The sequence below is a fragment of the Aliamphritea spongicola genome, assembly GCF_017051665.1.
GTDB classification, from domain to species: Bacteria; Pseudomonadota; Gammaproteobacteria; order Pseudomonadales; family Balneatricaceae; genus Amphritea; species Amphritea spongicola.
The window spans coordinates 743,882-763,348 of record NZ_JAFIDL010000002.1 but is presented as its reverse complement, the minus strand read 5'-3'; the positions used below and the strand labels follow the sequence as shown (position 1 = coordinate 763,348).

At 48.2% G+C, this 19,467-nt stretch carries 16 protein-coding genes and 1 other RNA gene; 13 read left to right on the top strand and 4 right to left on the bottom strand.

The annotated features are described in order from the left end of the window. Positions 1 to 8: 8 nt before the first annotated feature. The 4 genes from JYB63_RS10030 (at position 9) to JYB63_RS10015 (ending at position 3,718) form a co-directional block, all read left to right on the top strand. Positions 9 to 905 (top strand): hypothetical protein, encoded by an 897-nt coding sequence (locus JYB63_RS10030; RefSeq protein ID WP_205657713.1) that lies wholly within the window; start codon positions 9 to 11, stop codon positions 903 to 905. Positions 906 to 916: 11 nt separating this feature from the next. Then, the gene (locus JYB63_RS10025; protein WP_205657712.1) at positions 917 to 1,891 is read left to right on the top strand and encodes a phage integrase; all 975 of its coding nucleotides are present in this window, start codon (positions 917 to 919) and stop codon (positions 1,889 to 1,891) included. Then, the gene (locus JYB63_RS10020; protein ID WP_205657711.1) at positions 1,888 to 3,213 is read left to right on the top strand and encodes a hypothetical protein; all 1,326 of its coding nucleotides are present in this window, start codon (positions 1,888 to 1,890) and stop codon (positions 3,211 to 3,213) included. Before JYB63_RS10025 ends, JYB63_RS10020 begins: the two co-directional genes overlap by 4 nt. Positions 3,214 to 3,594: 381 nt before the next feature. Continuing rightward, positions 3,595 to 3,718: non-coding RNA, RtT sRNA (locus JYB63_RS10015), on the top strand. A gap of 64 nt (positions 3,719 to 3,782) precedes the next feature. On the opposite strand, the gene JYB63_RS10010 is transcribed toward JYB63_RS10015, so the two are convergent. Then, positions 3,783 to 4,244, bottom strand: coding sequence for an EVE domain-containing protein (locus JYB63_RS10010; protein ID WP_205657710.1), 462 nt, complete (start codon positions 4,242 to 4,244; stop codon positions 3,783 to 3,785). A 205-nt stretch (positions 4,245 to 4,449) separates the two neighbouring features. Here JYB63_RS10010 and JYB63_RS10005 point away from each other — a divergent pair, with 205 nt between their 5' ends. From JYB63_RS10005 to JYB63_RS09975, 7 genes are all read left to right on the top strand, one after another. Then, positions 4,450 to 5,412 (top strand): helix-turn-helix domain-containing protein, encoded by a 963-nt coding sequence (locus tag JYB63_RS10005; protein WP_205657709.1) that lies wholly within the window; start codon positions 4,450 to 4,452, stop codon positions 5,410 to 5,412. 111 nt (positions 5,413 to 5,523) lie between these two features. Beyond that, positions 5,524 to 7,674: a TonB-dependent siderophore receptor gene (locus JYB63_RS10000; protein WP_205657708.1), complete on the top strand. Its 2,151-nt coding sequence runs from the start codon at positions 5,524 to 5,526 to the stop codon at positions 7,672 to 7,674. Then, a complete protein-coding gene (locus tag JYB63_RS09995; protein WP_205657707.1) occupies positions 7,664 to 8,401 on the top strand; it encodes a siderophore ferric iron reductase in 738 nt (245 codons plus the stop codon). The genes JYB63_RS10000 and JYB63_RS09995 overlap by 11 nt, the downstream gene beginning before the upstream one ends. A 15-nt stretch (positions 8,402 to 8,416) precedes the next feature. Then, entirely contained in the window at positions 8,417 to 9,178 is a 762-nt protein-coding gene (locus JYB63_RS09990) for an ABC transporter ATP-binding protein (protein ID WP_205657706.1), read from the top strand. Further along, positions 9,172 to 10,095, top strand: coding sequence for an iron-siderophore ABC transporter substrate-binding protein (locus JYB63_RS09985; protein ID WP_205657705.1), 924 nt, complete (start codon positions 9,172 to 9,174; stop codon positions 10,093 to 10,095). The genes JYB63_RS09990 and JYB63_RS09985 overlap by 7 nt, the downstream gene beginning before the upstream one ends. A 17-nt stretch (positions 10,096 to 10,112) precedes the next feature. After that, a complete protein-coding gene (gene fhuB, locus JYB63_RS09980; protein WP_205657704.1) occupies positions 10,113 to 12,113 on the top strand; it encodes a Fe(3+)-hydroxamate ABC transporter permease FhuB in 2,001 nt (666 codons plus the stop codon). Positions 12,114 to 12,336: 223 nt separating this feature from the next. Continuing rightward, entirely contained in the window at positions 12,337 to 13,098 is a 762-nt protein-coding gene (locus tag JYB63_RS09975; RefSeq protein WP_205657703.1) for a phospholipase D-like domain-containing protein, read from the top strand. Between the two features lie 79 nt (positions 13,099 to 13,177). On the opposite strand, the gene JYB63_RS09970 is transcribed toward JYB63_RS09975, so the two are convergent. Beyond that, on the bottom strand, positions 13,178 to 13,999 hold the full coding sequence (locus JYB63_RS09970) for an AraC family transcriptional regulator (RefSeq protein WP_205657702.1): 822 nt from the start codon (positions 13,997 to 13,999) through the stop codon (positions 13,178 to 13,180). Positions 14,000 to 14,376: 377 nt separating this feature from the next. Beyond that, positions 14,377 to 16,908: a CoA transferase gene (locus tag JYB63_RS09965; RefSeq protein WP_205657701.1), complete on the bottom strand. Its 2,532-nt coding sequence runs from the start codon at positions 16,906 to 16,908 to the stop codon at positions 14,377 to 14,379. A 198-nt stretch (positions 16,909 to 17,106) separates the two neighbouring features. Between JYB63_RS09965 and JYB63_RS09960 the strand changes: the two genes are divergently transcribed. Beyond that, on the top strand, positions 17,107 to 17,952 hold the full coding sequence (locus JYB63_RS09960; RefSeq protein ID WP_205657700.1) for a LysR family transcriptional regulator: 846 nt from the start codon (positions 17,107 to 17,109) through the stop codon (positions 17,950 to 17,952). Here JYB63_RS09960 and JYB63_RS09955 read toward each other — a convergent pair whose 3' ends face one another. Continuing rightward, entirely contained in the window at positions 17,953 to 18,438 is a 486-nt protein-coding gene (locus JYB63_RS09955) for a TlpA family protein disulfide reductase (protein WP_205657699.1), read from the bottom strand. It lies immediately after the preceding gene. A gap of 180 nt (positions 18,439 to 18,618) precedes the next feature. Here JYB63_RS09955 and nadE point away from each other — a divergent pair, with 180 nt between their 5' ends. Further along, the gene (nadE, locus tag JYB63_RS09950) at positions 18,619 to 19,449 is read left to right on the top strand and encodes an NAD(+) synthase (RefSeq protein ID WP_205657698.1); all 831 of its coding nucleotides are present in this window, start codon (positions 18,619 to 18,621) and stop codon (positions 19,447 to 19,449) included. The last annotated feature ends 18 nt before the right edge of the window (positions 19,450 to 19,467 follow it).

The window sequence follows — 19,467 nt, the reverse complement described above, 5'->3', positions numbered from 1 at the left end:
GACAACCGATGAACAGCTTCACCAAGCCACCTATTTTAATAAAAACACAAAGCATTTTTTCACCTATACTCAAAAAAATAATTACAGTATTAAAATATTGTTGTTCTTATATCTGGAAAAAATTAGACTGTATACCTAATAATATTTTTGGTAAAAAGGATCAAGAACTTGAATCTTTCATGCGGAATGCCACAAAAATCTCTTCGTTTTTAGCTATAACAGCACTATTTACCTTCATTATTTATATTTCATTTACAAACAGCGATACTCCATTGAACAATCTAGGTCCAGCTGGAGACTTCTTTGGTGGCATTCTAAATCCAATCTTTGGATTTATAGGACTAATGGCACTTCTCTATACACTTAGAATTAACCAAAAAGAACTAAACCAAGCTACAGAGCAAATGAAAATATCTGCCGACGCGGCCCAGCTTCAAGTTAAACAAGACGAAATACAACACTTAATTGATGTACTTGTTTTAGATATAGAATCGAAACTTAAAACGAAAATTGAATTTCATGATTTTATTGATAACTCAACGGTCCAAGCATTCTTTAATACAAACACTCAATATGATCTACACCCAGAAATAGATGGAACCCATAATTTATTTATAAGTACAGTTGACGATATAAACTATAGTATATCCTATTTAATTTCATTATCAGAATCTCACTGGGAAATAACAAAATCAAAAACCACACAAAGATTCTATGTACAAAAATATTTTCACTTATCATATGAAATACTAATGTACAATGAAGAAAATGATTTCATCATGGATGATGCAGTAGTATTCTCTGCTGCTAGTCTATTAAAAAATGCCGATCTTGCCAACGCAACAGAAAATGAAAGAACCAATTTAAACAAAATAATCGAAAAATTTAAAATAGTATCCAACTAAAATAATATACAATGAGTCTAATTAAGTTAAAAAATAAATGGCTTTTAGACATCCGTCCGACAGGACTAGACGGCCCGCGTCTGCGTAAAAAATTTGATACCAAATCTGAAGCACAACGATACGAGCTACACATCAAATCTTTAGCAGCCCAAGGTAAAGCCTGGAACCCGAATGGTGATACCCGGCGGTTAAAAGATTTGATAGAAATCTGGTACAACAATCACGGTATCAATCTCAGAGATGGAAGCCGGCGTAAACGTGCAGCTGATGCGATGGCTTTAGTGATGAGTAACCCTAAAGCCGCCAAGCTCTCTCCCGATACATTCCTTGAATACCGTAACGCTAAGTTGCAGGAAGGCTGTAAGCCAAAGACGTTAAATAATCACCTGACGTACTTGAAGGCCATCTATAACGAACTGATCAGCACTAAGGTTATTAACTACCAGAACCCACTTGAAGGCGTTAAACCCATCAAGATTCCAGAAACCGAACTAGCCTACCTGACTACTGAACAGATCGAAGAACTGTTAAGCACTATCAAACACCCTGACGCTCTGCTGATCAGTAAAATCTGCTTATCAACAGGCTGTCGCTGGGGCGAAGCCCAGTCACTGCAGAAACGTCATATAAGAAACGGACAGATCCAGTTCACCGATACGAAAAGCGGTAAAAACCGCTTCATACCGATATCACAGGAACTTGAACAGGAAATACTGAAACGAAATGAAGATAAGCTATTTGGCTTCTCACTGTCGGCCTTCAACAGGGCACTGGATAAAACCAGTATCGAACTACCTAAAGGTCAGGCATCACATGTACTGCGTCATACCTTCGCCAGCCACTTCATGATGAACGGCGGCAACATCCTCACCCTGCAAAAGATCCTGGGACACAGCACGATCAATATGACGATGCGCTACGCCCACCTAGCACCTGATCATTTACAGGATGCGGTACAATTAAGCCCGATGAGAGTGCAGCCATGAATAATATTTATCAACTATATGTAGATTACAAAATCAGATACTTCACCCTATCTGCAATAGCTTTAATATTCTATTCATCACTGGAATTACTTACTGAGTTATTATCCAACCCGGAACCAATAGCAATAAAATTAGCAATACTATATATTATCACAACATTATCTCTCATCCTCCCACAACTTTTCATATATCGAATAAAACATACTAGCTCATACTCTTATACAGTTCTCACTTGTATCTTTTTTCCCACTTACTTAATATTATGCACAGCCTTATCCACTCACATTGGCATCAACTTAACCTTACCCATACATAAAGTACTAGAACCATTAGTAAAGGCATCAACTTTCTATGATTATTTATTTATATCTTTGTTTCAAATAATCTTGGTATTATACGGCCTTAAAAAAAAGGTAGTTACCACTAAAAATTACACTCTCATAAATAAAAATCAAAATATAATATCCTTAACAAGAATTGAACTCATTATAGTTATTAAAAAACTTCTGGATATATTTCACAGAAACATAATTCAGTTGATTGCAGTTTTTACCGGACCCAATGCATTTAAATTCATCATCTCTTTTTCTGCGTTTTATCTCACAGTTTTTACTGCAACATTTACCGAATACACGACATCAGTAAGTTTATCTGAACAAAGAACAACTAATATAATAAACAGCATTCTCTCTACCAATGAAGACAAACTAATATTCTCATTAGAAGAGATCAATTTAGATCACTTCTTAAACATTAGAGAGCCAAACTTATTTACCCCTACCGAATGGAGAAAGACGAGCAAAGAAAATGCAGAAAAAGTTGTTAAATCACTTTCATATACTTTAGGAAAGGAACGACAAACACAGCTTAATATAAGACAGTTATATATTAGAAACAAGAAATCACGCATATTAAGCGATTTACATATAAGCAGTATCAACTTAAATGATGCAACCATAATAAGCCTTGATACTATAATTTCACATTCCACAATCAATAAACTTACAATCAGGTCTAAATATAACTTAAAAATATTTTTAAATGACACATCCTTAAACAACACATCAATATTCACATCCGATCCTGATGACCATACCTTTATAAGGGTTTCAAATAGTAAGCTAAGCGGAGAAACTAGGTTAGGCAACGTAAGAGGTGGAAGCTTTATTAAAAACTCAACCATCGACAGTCTAAATATAAAAAATTCTAACATTAGCGGCCTAAAAATAGAGGAGTCAATAATAAAATCCGGATTCTATAACAGCTCAACATTTTTTGGCGACAACGAAGAATTAAAAAAAGTTCTGACTTATATTGAGTAAACAGATGTACACTCCGAATTCATCTATCCCATCATCTTTAAATCAGCTTTATGCGGCTTCCTGACATCGCGGTAGAGATTTTCATAGGACCAACCTTTAGCAGACACAAAAAACTCTTCTAATTCTAAGGAGCATCCTTGTAAGACCTGCCCACCGTGAAGTTTGAATTTATGCACCCGGAAGTGACCACAAAGTGTCCACATCGCACCTAAAAAAGTACTGATAGATAGTTAGCTGAAACACAATAACCTTAATAATTTCAGCTAGTTATGTAGTTTAAAGGGGCTATTGAACGGGTTCGAAACCCGCCACCTCCACCAAATGCATAAAAAAAACGCCCCACAGGCGCTGTTCCTGTGGGGCGTTTTTTTATGCACTACTGTTATTGTTGAGCAGCTTGAAACACCCTCGGAGCAGGTTCGAACCGAGCGAAGCGACATATTGCTGCGCTTTTTGCAGCAACCCGAAGGGGGAGGCGCGAAGCGACGAATAATACCCGCCACAAATTCACCTACAGAATATCTGCGTACCTCAGAGACCTCTCACCGGACAAAGAAGATAAAACCAGCTCAACCGGCTTTTTCCATCAACAAGTTCCACTCAACGTCCGTCACAGGCATGATCGATAATCGATGCCCCTTTTTGACCAAACCAATTTCGGTGATTTCAGGCATCGCTTTAATGGTTTTCAGAGACAGGATCTTACTGAACTTTTGCTTTAGCTTAATATCGACCATCATCCAGCGGGGGTTATCCGGCGATGACTTCGGGTCATAATACTTTGATTCAGGATCAAACTGAGTGTGGTCCGGATAGCTTTCTCTTACGACTTCGGCAACACCCACTATCCCCACGTCTTTACAGCTGGAATGATAAAAAAACACCTGATCACCCCGTTTCACTTCATCCCGTAAGAAATTCCGGGCCTGGTAATTACGGATTCCGTCCCAATGCTCTGTCTGATCAGGCATTGCAGCCAGATCATCGATACTGAATGCATCAGGTTCAGATTTAAACAACCAGTATTGCATATACATCGCCTCAATATTCACCCTTAGTAAGCGCCTTTAAGCTTATTTGGGGTCTGACAGATTGTACAGACAAACCCGCCCGGTTAAGGACCTGCAAATCTCACTTACAACCCACATCAAATAATAACTATTCTCATTTACATTAATTTATAAACCCGCTACTATCGCCCTTCAGTTTCTGATCAAAAAACAAGCAGTGCCAGGGTTGGCTAAATATCTTCAAGACAGTTTCAGTGAGATCCGTACCGTGGCAACTCCAGCTTTTCTTCACAATACCCCGCAGATAGCACGTATTCAGCAAGCGCTGAATTATATTGAAGCCAATCTGGACCAGCCCCTGACAGTGGATACACTTGCAGAAAAAAGCTGCTGGTCACGCTGGCAGTTCCAGCGCGTATTCATGAAAGAAACTGGCATGAGCGTTGCTCAGTATGTGCGCGGGATTCGTCTGAGTACTGCCGCGAGATTACTGCTCACAACTCCTCGCCGCCATCTTGATATCGCTCTTAGTTGCGGATTTGAATCAGAAATCAGCTTTAACCGCAGTTTCCGCAAAGAATATGAGTGCACGCCGGGTACATACCGAAAGCGAGGAGTATTTCAGGGGCTGCGCCAACCGCTCTCTCTAAGCCGGCCAGACCGGATTAAAGCGGAGCTGCCACCGAAATTATTACAGGTCAAAATTGAAACCCGTCCTTCGTTTGAACTACAGGGTGTACGTGGCTACTTCAACGGACTTTTCTCAGCAAAGCCCAACTACGAAAAGGTTATCCCCGAAATCTGGATGAATCTGGCCCGTTATGTCCCGATGGATACATTTTGCCGTTTCGACAATATCGGGGTCATTGACCTTAATACGGAAGAAACAGCCAATAACATTCCCTACTGGGCCTGCTTTGAGAACCCCGCTCCAGGCATTAGCGCTGTACTTCAGACAATCCGGATTCCGGAACAAACATACGCTGTTATTCCCTATAAAGGTCATATTAAAGACTTTGATAAAACCCTCGAGTGGTTCCTGTTTTACTGGCTGCCAGAATCCGGATATCAGGGTATTAACGGGTTTGACCTTGAACTGTATGGCCGAAACTTCGACCCGGGCAGTGATGATGCCTACATGGAATACTGGGTACCTGTAAAACTCGCCGACAAGGCTCTTCAGTTCTGATCAGCAACTTGCACCAAATGGTTAAGTCCGGAGTATTTCAACTCATTACCATTCCCAGAAATAAGAATCGTTCTTTTTTTAATAAACATTTTCTGTGAATCAGGTAACACCATGCTGTCTACAGGCTCTACTCAACTTCCGTCCGTGCCGGTTGCACGACATCTGCTCGTACTGGCAACCGCAGCCGCACTGCCTGCAATGGTTCAAGCTGCAGACTCCTCAGATAGTCAGGTACTGGAACAGCAGGATGACGTTGTCATCACTGCACAGACATATCGTAATACAGGTACTAAATCATCACTGGAGCCTGAGGAAACACCTCAGGGGATCAGTATTATTGATCGCGAAACACTCGATCTGCGTGGCGTGAGTTCAATCAATGAAGCAATGCGTTACACCCCGGGCGTGAATACTGAGCTTCGCGGCGGCAGTGTCGTCAGAATGGATCAGTTTACGATCCGCGGTTTTGATAACGCACAAAATTTTTACGACGGTTTGCAGCTGCTATACAACGACTGGAACCTGCAGCCACAGATTGATGCCGCAGCGATCGAGCAGATCGAAATATTCAAAGGTCCGACGTCCGTTCTGTACGGTGCTATGCCGCCAGGCGGGATGGTCAATATCATCGCCAAACAACCAAGCCATGAAGAAACCGGCAGCATTTCCGCCACTGTCGGCAGTGATAACCTGCAGCAAACTACTATCAACAAAACCGGCAGCCTCGCCGGACGAGATGACCTGTCATATACATTCACCGGGCTGACCCGTAAAAAAGACAGTCAAGCAGTAACTGCTGATGAAGAACGTTATCTGATAACAGGCTCGGTCGACTGGCAACTGACGGATCAAACCCTGCTTAATCTGAACCTTTACCGACAGAAAGACCCGTCTGCCGGTATCTATAATACCGTCCCGGCTGCCGGCTCTGTATTCAGTAACCCTAACGGCAAACTCTCCACGTCAAGCTACGCTGGCGATGCTAACTGGAACGTTTACGAGCGGGATGTCACCCTGCTGGGCTACAAACTCAGCCATACATTCAACGACGAATGGAGCTTCCTGCAGAATGCCCGTTTTATGAACGCTGATGCACTGCAGAAAAACACCTACAACACCGGCTTGGCTGCAGATAACCGAACACTGAACCGGCGTGCCTACCTGACTGACGAAACCTCCAAAGGCTATACCGTCGATAATCAGTTATCCGGTAACCTTCAGTGGGGCAAGGTTGAGCATAACCTGCTTGCCGGGGTCGATATTCAGAAGCTCGAATCCAGAATTAAATATGAAGATGATGTTGCGCCGTCGATTGACCTGTTTGCCCCTGATCATCATCAGATCAACCCAGGGATGACTCTGAGCAATACCGTCTATAGCAGTGACTTTGATATCGACCGTAAACAAATCGGCGTCTATCTGCAGGATCAGATTCGTATTGGTAACTGGGTGGTTATCGCCGGCGGGCGCTACGACGACTTTGAATCAACGGAAAAGGGCCGTAAATATAATGCCGCCGTTGACAACAACGTTGACCAGACCAACTTTTCCGGCCGAATTGGCGCACTTTATAACTTTGAAAACGGCATCGCTCCGTTCGTCAGCTATGCCGAAAGTTTTGAACCGGTGAGCGGCAGTGACCGCAACGGCAAAACCTTCAAACCCGCCACCAGCCATCAGTGGGAAACAGGTATTAAATTCGCACCTCTGGGCGACGATACAAATATGACCCTGTCAGCCTTCCGCATCATAAAAGATAACGTTCTGACCCGTGACCCTTCCGGCAGTGCCTACGATCAGATTCAGGCAGGTGAAGTGCGCTCTCAGGGCCTTGAGTTCGAAATCAGCAGCGACCTGACAGATAAACTCAGACTGGACTTCACCGCCACCGTTCTGGACATGGAGTTCACTAAAGACAACAAGGGCCTGAAAGGTAAAACCCCTGTCTGGGTACCGGAAAGTAAAGCCACGCTGTGGACAAACTACCAACTGAGTAACGCCGTACGTCTGGGTTCTGGTATCCGCTATATCGGTAAAACACAGCTGGATGAAACCAACAGCCGCGAGTTGCCGGCATACACCCTGGTAGATCTGGCCGTCAATCTGGACCTGGGGGCTTATAACAGCAGCCTTGAGGGCACCAGTTTCAACCTGTCTGTAAACAACCTGTTCGATAAACGTAATGTCAGCTGTTATGACGCGAATAACTGCTGGTTTGGCGCTGACCGAACACTGGAAGCCACCCTTAAATATGAGTTCTAAAGCAATCAGCAAACCTTCCGGTGGCCAGCCACCGGAAGATCTGCACCAACAACTGTTCAGTATTACTGAACAGCTCAACCCTGCCCTGCGGGGCTGTATCAGCCCCCCGGAAACCTTTGTCATTTCCGGCCACCAGACACCTCTGACAAGTTTGCAGGCACTCCATGCATACTGGCAAAAACACTTTCCGGAAGCAGGCCGCAGTTACTGGTCAGTGCGCAGCTGGGAATTACTGATCTGGCAACCGGTACTGATTGCCGTCACAGCGGTATATGGACTGTCAGCGATTCCACCATTACAGCAGCTAACCCAAAGACTGGATAAAGGCATTGTCGCCGGCTATTCGCTGCCGGCAGGCTGCTGGTTCAGGGGAAGCCATGCTCAGCTGATTGTCCGTGCTGGCCGGGAGCTCAACACACTTGTCACCTCACTGCTGGAACAACTGCAGCAGGTATGTACCTTACGCCCCAGGCTGGCCAGAGCACTGCTCAGTGATCAACTGGTCAGCGCACTCGCCAGAGTTCCATCGGTTTCAGGTCTGATCAGTGAGGTTGATATCCGCGCCCAGTTGCCTCTCTGGCTCGAAGCAACCGAACTGCCTCCCCGGGGTATGCAAACCGACGCAAACTTACATATAACCCGACTGAGTTGCTGCATGCACTATCGCCGGCATGACGGCGAGCTGTGTACCAACTGTCCCCGACCGACTCCGCTTTCAGCGGCATGAGAGTGGATAATTAATATGTTTGAACTGAATGATATCCGGGTTCACCGCAACGGCCGGCATATTCTGAATATAGATACCCTGCAACTGGCTACAGACAGCTTTACACTGTTGCTCGGCCATAATGGCTCAGGCAAATCCACGTTACTGAATTTACTCGCCCGGCAAGCCGTTCCTGACCAGGGGAATATTCAGTTCAATGGCGCCCCTCTGAACAGCCTGAAGCAACGGCAATTGGCAAGAGAAATTACCTATCTGCCCCAACATTTACCGGAGGCTCCAGGGCTGACAGTCAAAGAGTTAGTTCGTCTCGGTCGCTTCCCCTGGCGGGGATTACTCGGCAGATATACCGCAAAGGACGAACAGACAATCACACACGCAATGGAACAGACCGGTGTGGCTGATTTCGCAGATACTCTGGTTGATCAGCTCTCAGGCGGCGAACGCCAGCGAGCCTGGATAGCCATGCTGCTCGCGCAGGAATCCCCACTGCTGATACTGGACGAACCCACTGCTGCTCTCGATCTCGCCCATCAGTATGAATTACTGAGCATGCTGAAGAACCTGCATTTGCAGCACAACCGAGGTGTCATTCTGGTCCTCCATGATATTAATCTTGCGCTACGTTTTGCCAGCCAGGTCATTGCGCTGAAAAATGGCAGCCCTGCCTTTCAGGGAGACATCAGCCAGTTTGCAGATCAGCAGTCATTAAGCGATCTGTTCAACATCAATATCGAACTGCTTAATCGCCATGATCATAAGGTGGCAATCGTATGCTAAAGTATCTGCTCATCGGTTTGCTCAGTTTCAGCAGCGCCCTTCAGGCTGCCATCACAATTACTGACAGCCGCGGGCCACAGACTTTCCAAACCGTTCCCCAGCGCATTGCCAGCCTTAACTGGACACTCACCGAACAACTGCTGGAACTGAATACCAAGCCACTGGCGATGACTGATCAGGCGGGCTATAGCATCTGGGTGCGGCAACCGGCATTACCGGCAGGCATAGAAGAACTGGGCAGCCGCAGTGAGCCTAATCTGGAAAAACTGATTCAACTGAAGCCGGATCTCATACTGATCAATGAAGTACACAGCAGTTTACTTCCCCGGCTTGAGAAAATTGCACCGGTAATCTATTTCAAAACGTTCAGCGCTGACCACAGTAACCCTCTGGCCGCGATTGATGTATACCGACAACTGGCCCACCTGCTCGGTAAGGAAGCACTTGCCGAATCGCGGCTGCAGGAAATGAACCATACATTCAGCCGCCTGCGCCAGCAGCTGGAAAAGGCCTATCCTGAGCAGCTTCCACTGGTCACAACAGTACGCTTTTCGAATCCTTCTTCAGTGTATATCTATGGCGATAATTCTATGAGTCAGTATGCGCTGGAACAGTTAGGGATAACCTCCGCACTTCCGCAGCCTAACAGCCAGTGGGGCCTGGTTCAGAAACGGGTGCTTGACCTTAGCAAAATCCAACAGGGCACAGTGCTGTATTTTGAACCCTTTGCTCAATGGCCAAAACTTGAAGCCTCCAGGCTCTGGCAGGCAATGCCCTTTGTCCGGAAAGGCCGCATCAGGGCCGTTCCCTCTACCTGGACATACGGAGGTGCCATTTCACTGAAGTATCTGGCACAAGCGCTGGCAGACAGCTTGCTGGCAATCGCTCCTCAACAGCCTCCGGGGAGCGCCCAATGACATCCGGAATATCAACAATGCCTCCGCGTCAGAAAACGGCCTGGCAAGCTGTTTTGTTTCAGCAACGCTACCCGATCTGCCTGTTAATACTGCTGCTGACTGGTAGCGGTTACCTGCAACTGGATACCCCCTTATCTCTCCACCAGCAATGGTTACTGATCACTGGTCGGACACCGGAACAGTTTCAGGAATTCGTCTACCTGTTTGCCACCCTGCCTCGCCTGGCCATGGCCCTTATAGTCGGTGCCACATTGGGGCTGGCGGGCAGTATGTTGCAACAGGTAACCCGTAACCCACTGCTATCACCGCTTACGCTGGGAACCTCTTCGGGTGCCTGGCTGGCACTGATTATCGTCAGCGTCTGGTTTCCCAGTCTGGCTCCGGATACTACTTCGCTGCTGGTCATGACCGGATCATTACTTTCAATGGGGCTGGTACTGACCATCGCCGGTATCCGGCAACTGGCAGGGCTACCGGTGATTCTTGCCGGTATGGCTGTCAACATACTGCTGGGATCGATCACCAGCGCCATCATCCTGCTGCGTGATCAGTACGCTAAACAACTGTTCATCTGGGGGGCCGGTGATCTGGCACAGAATGACTGGCAATGGTTGGGCTGGCTGGCGCCTAAACTGCTGATTGCATTACCGATTCTGGTCTTTGCTCCCCGCTTACTTCAGCTACTGAAACTGGGTCAGCAGGGCGCCGGTGCACGTGGATTAAGCGTCACACCGGCTCTGCTGATACTGTTTGCTGCCACACTCTGGTTGGTTTCAGCATCGGTTACTGCAGTAGGTATCATCAGTTTCATTGGTTTAATCGCCCCTAACATTACCCGCCTGTGCGGTGCCCGGACGGCAAAAGATCAACTCTGGTTCAGTACCATTATGGGGGCGTTGTTACTCCTTTTTGCTGACCTGTTCGCCCGGTTAATAAGCCTCTGGACAATAGAAATCATCCCGACCGGAACAGCTACTGCTATTTGCGGTGCACCGGTTCTTATCGCGCTGGCCCTGAAAAAAATGCGCGCGGAAGATCAACTCAGTTTGCAGGCATTGCCCTTCAGACGGATACGGGCAAAACACTGGCTATTGCTGGTATCAGTGACTGTCTGCAGCTTCATTGTGGCCAGCGTATTCAGCAATAACGGTGAGTTCTGGCAATGGCGTTTGCCAGACAATGCACAATGGCAGCTACGCTCTCCCCGTATTGTCGCGGCCCTTGCCGCTGGTATTACCATGGCTGTAGCAGGTACCCTACTGCAACGCCTGATTTACAACCCGCTTGCCAGCCCGGATCTTCTGGGGGTATCCGCCGGTGCCAGTGCTGCACTGGTTCTCTATACGCTTATTTTCGGCGAGCCTCTGACCAGTGCAGGACCTGTTATCGCACTGGCGGGGAGTGCAGGCCTGCTGCTGATATTGTTAGTTCTGGCTAAACGGCAGCAATTTTCGCCCGCAGCGATTGTCCTGCTGGGTATTTCCCTTACCGCGCTGGTAGAAGCCTTAATACAGTTTGCACTGGCCAACGGCAATGAGAATGTCTATGCCATTCTGGCCTGGCTGGCGGGCAGCACTTATCGGGTGGAAGCAACTCAAGCCGCTGTTTTACTGGCCGGAAGCTTACTGATACTACTAGCAGCTCTGCTCTGTAGCCGCTGGCTGACCCTGCTGAGTATCGGTAAACCGCTGGCACTGGGAAGAGGCATGCCTGTCACCACCAGTACCTGGGCACTTTTATCTCTGGTTGCGTTATCCTGCGCACTGGTTACTGCGATATTAGGACCCATCGGATTTATTGGCCTGCTGGCACCGCATCTCGCACGTCTGTCCGGGGCACAGTCAGCACGCAGTCAGCTAGTTACTGCTGCGTTACTCGGTGCCAGCCTGCTCATGCTGGCAGACTGGCTGGGACGAAACCTTGTCTACCCTGGCCAGATCGCTGCGGGTACCCTTGCTTCAGCATTAGGCGGCTGCTACTTCATTTTTCTCCTGTTACGTTCAAAAATCCACGCTTAATCTGTTACCGGATAGCAGCCGAATTACCGCCGGTTGCTATCCGTTTCCCCTCTGACTTTGCAGCTTTTTTCCCATCGCCTGATTTCCCGTTTTGGCAATCCTGAAAACACGTTGACTGTCCGCTAATAGCGACAAAAAAACCGTGCTACATTAAGCATATATCGGGGGATATGAATGCAATTCAAAGCAAAACCTTACCTTTCAAAGGGTAAAAGGACGATCAATGGCGAAGCTTTTAAACACCAGTGCAACGAACTTTGTACTGGAAAATTTAATCAGCAAGGCACGTAAGCATGTTGTGCTCATCAGCCCCTATCTGAAACTTAACAAACGCATTAAAAAGCTTGTTGAGGATGCCATTCTGCGCGGCGTTTCATTTCATATTGTCTACGGTAAACAGGAACTGCAGGAAGGCGAAAAAAACTGGTTACTAAGCAGCACCAGAATTAAACTGTTTTTTTGTGATGACCTTCATGCAAAGTGTTACCTGAATGAAGCGTACAGCATTATCAGTAGCATGAATCTGTACGAATTCAGCCAGGTAAATAACTATGAAATGAGCATCCTACTGTCAAAAAAGGATGATACAGATGCATACGTCGATTCAGTCAAAGAGGCTGAACGTCTGATCCGGATGGGACAGGAGCAGTACCAGATTCCGGTTCTCACAGAAACAGAAACAGAAACAAAAACACCGCTAACTCCAACGTATCAGCAGACAACGGCACAGGAACAGAGCAGACAGACACTTAAACAGCCGGACAGTACCAAAATCAGCACAAACCTGCTGGCTTCAAAGTACAAAACCAATGCACAAAGGTTGCTGGTGTCATTACGGGCATCAGGCTTTATCAGTACAGAGAATGGCCGGGATGAACTCACTGAAAAAAGCATGGATATAGGTGCAGAACTCCATGAAAGCTCCGCCGGGCATTACTTTCTCTGGCCCGCGGACCTCAATCTCCACACGATGCTGAGCAACTGATCAGCATTTTCAGGCAGCGTATCAGCTGCTTTTTTTTATCTTTTTTTCATCATCACCTGTCATAAAAATTACACTGCTTTCATGCCGCATGATTCAGATAGGCTGAGGGAGCTACCCCGTAAGCCTGCCTGAACGCCCGGTTAAAATGGCTCTGATCATAAAACCCTACCGCCTGGCTGACGCCCGCAATTGAAACACCGGGAACACTCAACAGCAGACATGCCCGTTCAAGCCGGAAACGGATTAACCAGGCATGGGGCGTCAGCCCTGTTGTTCGCTCAAAACGTCTGAGAAACTGGAACCGGCTTAGCCCGCACAGCGCCGATAATTGCTCCAGTTTAATTTTCTCTGACAGATGCACATCACAATATTCCTGCACCCACTGCCAGTGCCTCTGGCTTAAGCCACCCTTTATTTCCGTAAACTTTACTGGCTGCAGTTTGCGAACCATTAACGCCAACAGTTCCAGCCAGGTGCTTTCAGTGCCAAGGGAAACATCTTCTCCCTTAAGCAGGTTGTAATGCAGTTGCAATAAACCATTCGCCAGACCAGGGTCTTCCAGCATATTCCCCGCCAACTCCGGAGTAAATAAACGGCCAGCTACATCAGTCATATCATTACACAGCAACTGAGGTGCCAGCCGGAATGTCTTCATCCGGTAGCTATCATTATCTTCACCGTGTCCATCATGGATTTCCCCGGGGGGCATCACCGAAATACGACCATGCCCCAACAGAACACTTTGCCCCTGAAACCGCTGACGTTGCACCCCGTCAGTCACAAGTCCAATGTGATAATCCAGATGATAGTGCGGGTCAAAGTGAAAATCTGAATAACAGCCATCCCCCAGTACCAGACCAGGCATCTCACTTACATGCTGATATTCAATTCGGTCCTGCATCTGTTTTTATACCCACAGAAATTAATACTTCGACGACGGCCTGCCCGATTACATCGGATTCGAAACTATCTATAGCAACTTCTACATAAAGTGGCTTGTAAAAAATTGCAGCCTAATTATAGCCTCTACAACTCTGCCTCTCTCAAGCAATAATCAGGCTTCGGTAAACACTCATTTTTTCTGTGGTTGAATACTTTTTGCACAACCTCTATGATTTTTCCCCAGTTCAACAGCAGTTTTCACCGGATAAATCCCGGTTTACCGGTGTTATCTTGAACGACTGCCCCAGCCCCGGGGTCCCGGGTGTCATGGGGCTTTTACCTCCACCACACTAAAAAAGCCCGCTTTACAGCAGGCTTATCAACGGCGTTCTCCTGCTATAAAGGCAGATAGTGCTTACTCCATTCCGTGGCAGCAACACCCTGTGCCAGCATTTCATCAATCTGATTGGCATTAAAGTTAAGTGCCGTAAGTAACCGGCGGGTATCTGCTCCATACTTGGGCATCGCCACGGGTAGTATGACAGGTGCATCAGCAGAGCGGATCGCATTGGGGGCGATTAAATCGACAGTATGCCCACAGGGATGATGCGCATATCGCACAAATGCCACACTGCTTTTTCCTGCCAGATTCACCGCTTTATCCGGCCCGTCTGCCATCATCAATTGACGCTCACGCCACTGCCCCATGCTCAGCAGTGGCTGACAGGCAATATCTTCGGTTTTGAAGAGCCCTTGCCAATCGGCGACTGAACGGGTCATAAACAAAGCTTCCAACGCCGTTTCCAATGCGGGCAGGTTGTCCGGCTCAACTACCAGCCCTGTCAGTTCTGCAAACGTTCCCAGCTGTGTCGCCCGGTTAATCGCAAGAAAGAACCAGCCATCCGCTGCCTGATAACAGCGATACAGTGCATCCTCGCCCTTGATATATCGGCCACTGGGTTCATTAAAAGGGGCTCTGCCGGAATAGTCATACATAAACGGCACCTGTATCAATTGCCCGGCGGCAATCAGAGAACTGCGGGCCAGCGAACCGCCGTTACCACGGGCACGGTTTACCAGCGCCACGCCTATCGCATGAGCTGCACAGTAGCCACCCAACACATCTATTGTACCGAAGTGTGCATGTTCTTCCGGCGTGTCCATCCCACCGCCGAACCGGCTCATAATGCCTGTTGTTGCCTGTACCAGATCATCATATCCGGGGTGGTCACTGCGTGGGCCCCGAAGTGGCCCGCCATAAGCATCAAACTGACAAAGTATCAGTTGCGGATTGATTGCCTGTAATTCCTCCATGGATAGCCCTAAACGATCTAACTGAGCATCACTGGCGTTAATCGTAATCACATCGATATCCGGCAGTAACCGGGCCAGTGCCTGCCTGCCCGGCTCACTCTTCAGGTCCAGCAGCAGGCTTTGTTTCCCCTGATTCGCCTGCATACCAAACACTGTGCTGTTCCAGGGGTCCAGTGCGGGTTCAGGAGGATCGATGCTGATCACTTCCGCCCCAAAGCGGGATAGAGTGCCAGCAATCGTCGGGCCAGCAATCACATTTGTCAGATCCAGTATTTTTATACCGTCCAGCCAACCGGTCACTGCACTCTGTGAGCCAACGCCGATTCGTGGATTACATTGCCAACTATCAATCACCTCAGATATTGTCCCATTATCCTGCCCCGGTAAACGGGCTGGCTGCTTATCCACAATCGCAGAGTCACCGCCTAACCAGCAGATATTGCCCAGTTGACGCATATTTCCGTAACGGGGATCTCTGACTTCAAGGATACTTCCGCAGGCCAGGGCATGTTCTGAATTCAGCCACTCCCGGGTTAACTGATGGGCACATCCCGGGACACCGGCATCACCGAAAATCTGCTGCCACTCATAGGCCGGTTTAGTCGCAAATACCTGTTTCATCCGGGTTGATACAAACTCTGCCCAGTATTTACTGAGCGGATAAGAAACAAGCGTACAGTCGGCCCCCTCAGGCCATTCATCCTGATCCAGATAGGCGCTGTGGGTCGGAATACCTGCTGCTTTAATCTCATCCCACAACCCCAGAACTTCAAGACATGCTCTGGGATGTCGGGTGTGGGAAGAACAAACCGCATAAAACGGACGGCCATCAGCGCAAACATAGGTCCGGTAAAACGGGTCCAGAAATTCCTGCAAGTCTGTGTATTCAAGATTCAGCGGTTCTCCCGTGCGCTGCCGCCGCTCAATCTCCAGCTCCCGGGGTGACTTGTAACGATCCGGCAGACCGTGAATATACATTGAGTTATAGGCAAGCCCTTCCATCAGGGCTGCTGATACAGGTACCTCTATACGGTCACCGTTACCGTGACTATAACGGGCAAACAACGCCAGCGTTATAGCAGTAGCTCCCAATACAGCCGCATAAGCTGATGCCAGTGGCAATGGAGAAAACGACGGATTAATGCCCATCAAAATGCGGTTCAGCCCCATATCTGTATATTGCCCAACCGCCGCAGCAATCACTCCTTCCCAGGCAGGCGTATCCGCCAACTCCTGATCTTGTTCAGAAAATCCCGGTAAAGACAAATACACCAGTGCCGAATTCTGCTGTCGCATCTCCTCAGCCCCCAGCCCCAGGCGTGACATCACACCTGGCCGGAAATTCTCAATCAATACATCAGCATTTTCTACCAGCTGCTGAGCGACAGACAAACCTTCCGGCGTCTTCAGATCCAGCGTAATCCGCTGCTTGCCACGGTTCAGAATTGCATCAGCCGGATTATCCCAGCGAGGGCCTTCAGGGGGATCAATATGAATAACTTCTGCGCCCTGATCTGCCAGCATCATCGCCACAGCCGGGCCCGCTATATACTGACCAAAATCCACAACGCGATATCCCGCCAATGGCCGCTGAGTTGAAATACTCTGTGTCATACCCGTCTCCGGTATCTCTGATTATTTTCACTGATACTAGAAAAAACCGGGAACGTCAGATAGCGGATAATTCAACACCATCTGTACAACTTTTTTTAACACTCAAGTAGTACTATATTTCTGGACATTTTCTGAATTTGATCTGTTAATAAGAGTAATAAGAGCACTCACCTTGCACCACCCTGCCCGGAGCAACACATGGACACCTGGTCTATTAAAACTTTTTTAACACTGGCTGAAGTGAAACGCCTGAGCATATGTGCTGAACGGTTATGCATCACAAAATCGGCGGTAAGCTCACGGATAAAGCAGCTTGAAAACCAGTTAGATCAGTCCCTTTTTGAACGCAGCACTCAGGGTATGACCCTGACACTGGCCGGCGAGCGTTTTTATCAGCACGCCCAGATCATGCAACAGCGCTGGGAGCATGCCAAAGCAGATGTAAAACGCAGTGAACAAAGTGCCGGCACGCTGCGAATTGCCACCCACAACACCCTGGCAAGTGACTTTCTGCCCCGCTGGGGAAGCGAACTACGCAAACATGACCCACAACTGACGCTGCATATGAGTGCGTTTTACTCCAGTGAAATTGTCGCACAGGTAGCTGCCGGCACACTGGATATTGGACTAATCTTTGTTGCGGATGCAACGGCCGGACTGATCGTCGAACAAGCCTTTGCTGACGATCTGATCATGGTCGCCAGCAAACCCTTACTGACTCACCAGATTACCGCTGAAGATTATCTCTATATCGACTGGGGCTGGGGTTACAATGCCGCCCACTCTGAGCGGCTGCCGCATTTACAGAGCAGCCTGCAAACCTGCGGTCTGGGAGAAGCAGGGCTGCCCTGGCTGCTCGCTAATGGCGGATGTGCTTATCTGCCAAAGCGAACGGTGCAGTCTTACCTGCAAAGCCGCCGGCTGTATCAGGTAACCGATGCACCGGTTTTTGAACGGCCAGTTTTTGCCACTTATGCCCGCGAGCCCCATAACCCGCAACTGGTCCGTCAGGCATCGGATGCTCTGAAAATATTTAGCCGCTAATCATGAACGCTGAGCAATAAACGCTTCGATTGCAGCAGGATCAAGCAGACCGGGCTGAATCGCGACCAGCTGCCCCTGTGGATTAAAAAGCATATACGTAGGTGTCCCCCGCAGACCTTCTTCAGTCAGCTGCTGAAAGCTTCGCGCAACAGTCTGAATCTCGCCGATCAGCGATGGAAATGCTGGCTGATTTTCAGCAACAAACTCCTCAGCCAGTGCTTTATTCCCATATCCATCAATACTGACACCAATCACCTCTGCCTGAGTATCTTTATTTCGCTCATGAAAAGCTGAAAGCCCCGGTACTTCACGTTTGCAAAACTCACAGTCATGACGCCAGAAAATCACCACTGCCCATTTCCCCTTACCCACCTGTTGTTGCAATGAAGTATCGTCACCCTCCCAGCTTTTCAGCGCCATTGCCTGCGCGCTCAAAGAAAACAGCATCATTAACCAGACTGACACCAGCAACCGGCATTTACGCATCTTTATCACTCCTGTTTATTACTCCACCAGACTCTGTGATAAACCTCTCCGGGTGAAGTTCAGGCACCGGTTAGATGGATTTCCTATATATAAAGAACCCACCGCAACGCTTCCGCCGTCCCCGGAGATAACATAGAATTGACCTGACTAACCCTGCCCGCCAGAAACCAGAGGATCCCCATGGACAGATCTGCCATTGTTGCCGCCATGCACGTTCAACCTGAAATTGATGTCGCTGCTGAAATTCAGCGCCGTACCGACTTTATCGTGCAGCGGCTGCAGGCATCCGGCTGTAAGCACCTGGTACTGGGCATCAGTGGCGGGGTGGACTCCAGCACCTGTGGCCGGCTGGCTCAGCTGGCAGTTAACCAGTTAAATGAAGGCGGTGATCAGGGCTACCGTTTTATCGCTGTCCGCTTGCCTTATGGTACTCAGAAAGATGAGGAAGACGCCCAGGCTTCTCTGGATTTCATCCAGCCAAGCGAAAGGCTAACCGTTAATGTTCAGCCCGGCGCCGACGGCATCCACAGCGCGACGGCAAAAGCACTGACTGCCATTGGCAATATGCCGGCCGACGCCGGCCGGGTGGACTTTGCCAAGGGTAACGTAAAAGCACGTACCCGCATGGTCATTCAGTATGAAGTGGCCGGACTGCTCAACGGTCTGGTGCTGGGAACAGATCATTCTGCTGAAAACATTACCGGTTTTTATACCAAGTGGGGCGACGGTGCCTGCGACCTGGCTCCGCTGTTCGGTTTAAGTAAACGTCAGGTACGGGCACTGGCGAAACATTTAGGTGCGCCTGCCCTGCTTGTGGATAAAACCCCAACCGCTGATCTGGAGTGTGAAGCCCCACAGAAAGCAGACGAAGCTGCACTGGGCCTGACTTACGATGAGATCGATGATTTTCTGGAAGGGCGTCCGGTATCCGCAGAAGTTGAATCCCGTCTGATCGGTATTTACCAGCGCACAGAGCACAAGCGCCAGCCCATTCCTACGATCTACGACTAGATAACCAAACGAAAAAAG

Excerpts from the sequence above, each read along its gene's own strand:
- JYB63_RS10030 (WP_205657713.1), top strand. The coding sequence starts at position 9 with ATGAACAGCTTCACCAAGCCACCTATTTTAATAAAAACACAAAGCATT.
- JYB63_RS10025 (WP_205657712.1), top strand. The coding sequence starts at position 917 with ATGAGTCTAATTAAGTTAAAAAATAAATGGCTTTTAGACATCCGTCCG.
- JYB63_RS10020 (WP_205657711.1), top strand. The coding sequence starts at position 1,888 with ATGAATAATATTTATCAACTATATGTAGATTACAAAATCAGATACTTC.
- JYB63_RS10010 (WP_205657710.1), bottom strand. The coding sequence starts at position 4,244 with ATGCAATACTGGTTGTTTAAATCTGAACCTGATGCATTCAGTATCGAT.
- JYB63_RS10000 (WP_205657708.1), top strand. The coding sequence starts at position 5,524 with ATGCTGTCTACAGGCTCTACTCAACTTCCGTCCGTGCCGGTTGCACGA.
- JYB63_RS09995 (WP_205657707.1), top strand. The coding sequence starts at position 7,664 with ATGAGTTCTAAAGCAATCAGCAAACCTTCCGGTGGCCAGCCACCGGAA.
- JYB63_RS09990 (WP_205657706.1), top strand. The coding sequence starts at position 8,417 with ATGTTTGAACTGAATGATATCCGGGTTCACCGCAACGGCCGGCATATT.
- JYB63_RS09985 (WP_205657705.1), top strand. The coding sequence starts at position 9,172 with ATGCTAAAGTATCTGCTCATCGGTTTGCTCAGTTTCAGCAGCGCCCTT.
- fhuB (WP_205657704.1), top strand. The coding sequence starts at position 10,113 with ATGCCTCCGCGTCAGAAAACGGCCTGGCAAGCTGTTTTGTTTCAGCAA.
- JYB63_RS09975 (WP_205657703.1), top strand. The coding sequence starts at position 12,337 with ATGGCGAAGCTTTTAAACACCAGTGCAACGAACTTTGTACTGGAAAAT.
- JYB63_RS09970 (WP_205657702.1), bottom strand. The coding sequence starts at position 13,999 with ATGCAGGACCGAATTGAATATCAGCATGTAAGTGAGATGCCTGGTCTG.
- JYB63_RS09965 (WP_205657701.1), bottom strand. The coding sequence starts at position 16,908 with ATGACACAGAGTATTTCAACTCAGCGGCCATTGGCGGGATATCGCGTT.
- JYB63_RS09960 (WP_205657700.1), top strand. The coding sequence starts at position 17,107 with ATGGACACCTGGTCTATTAAAACTTTTTTAACACTGGCTGAAGTGAAA.
- JYB63_RS09955 (WP_205657699.1), bottom strand. The coding sequence starts at position 18,438 with ATGCGTAAATGCCGGTTGCTGGTGTCAGTCTGGTTAATGATGCTGTTT.
- nadE (WP_205657698.1), top strand. The coding sequence starts at position 18,619 with ATGGACAGATCTGCCATTGTTGCCGCCATGCACGTTCAACCTGAAATT.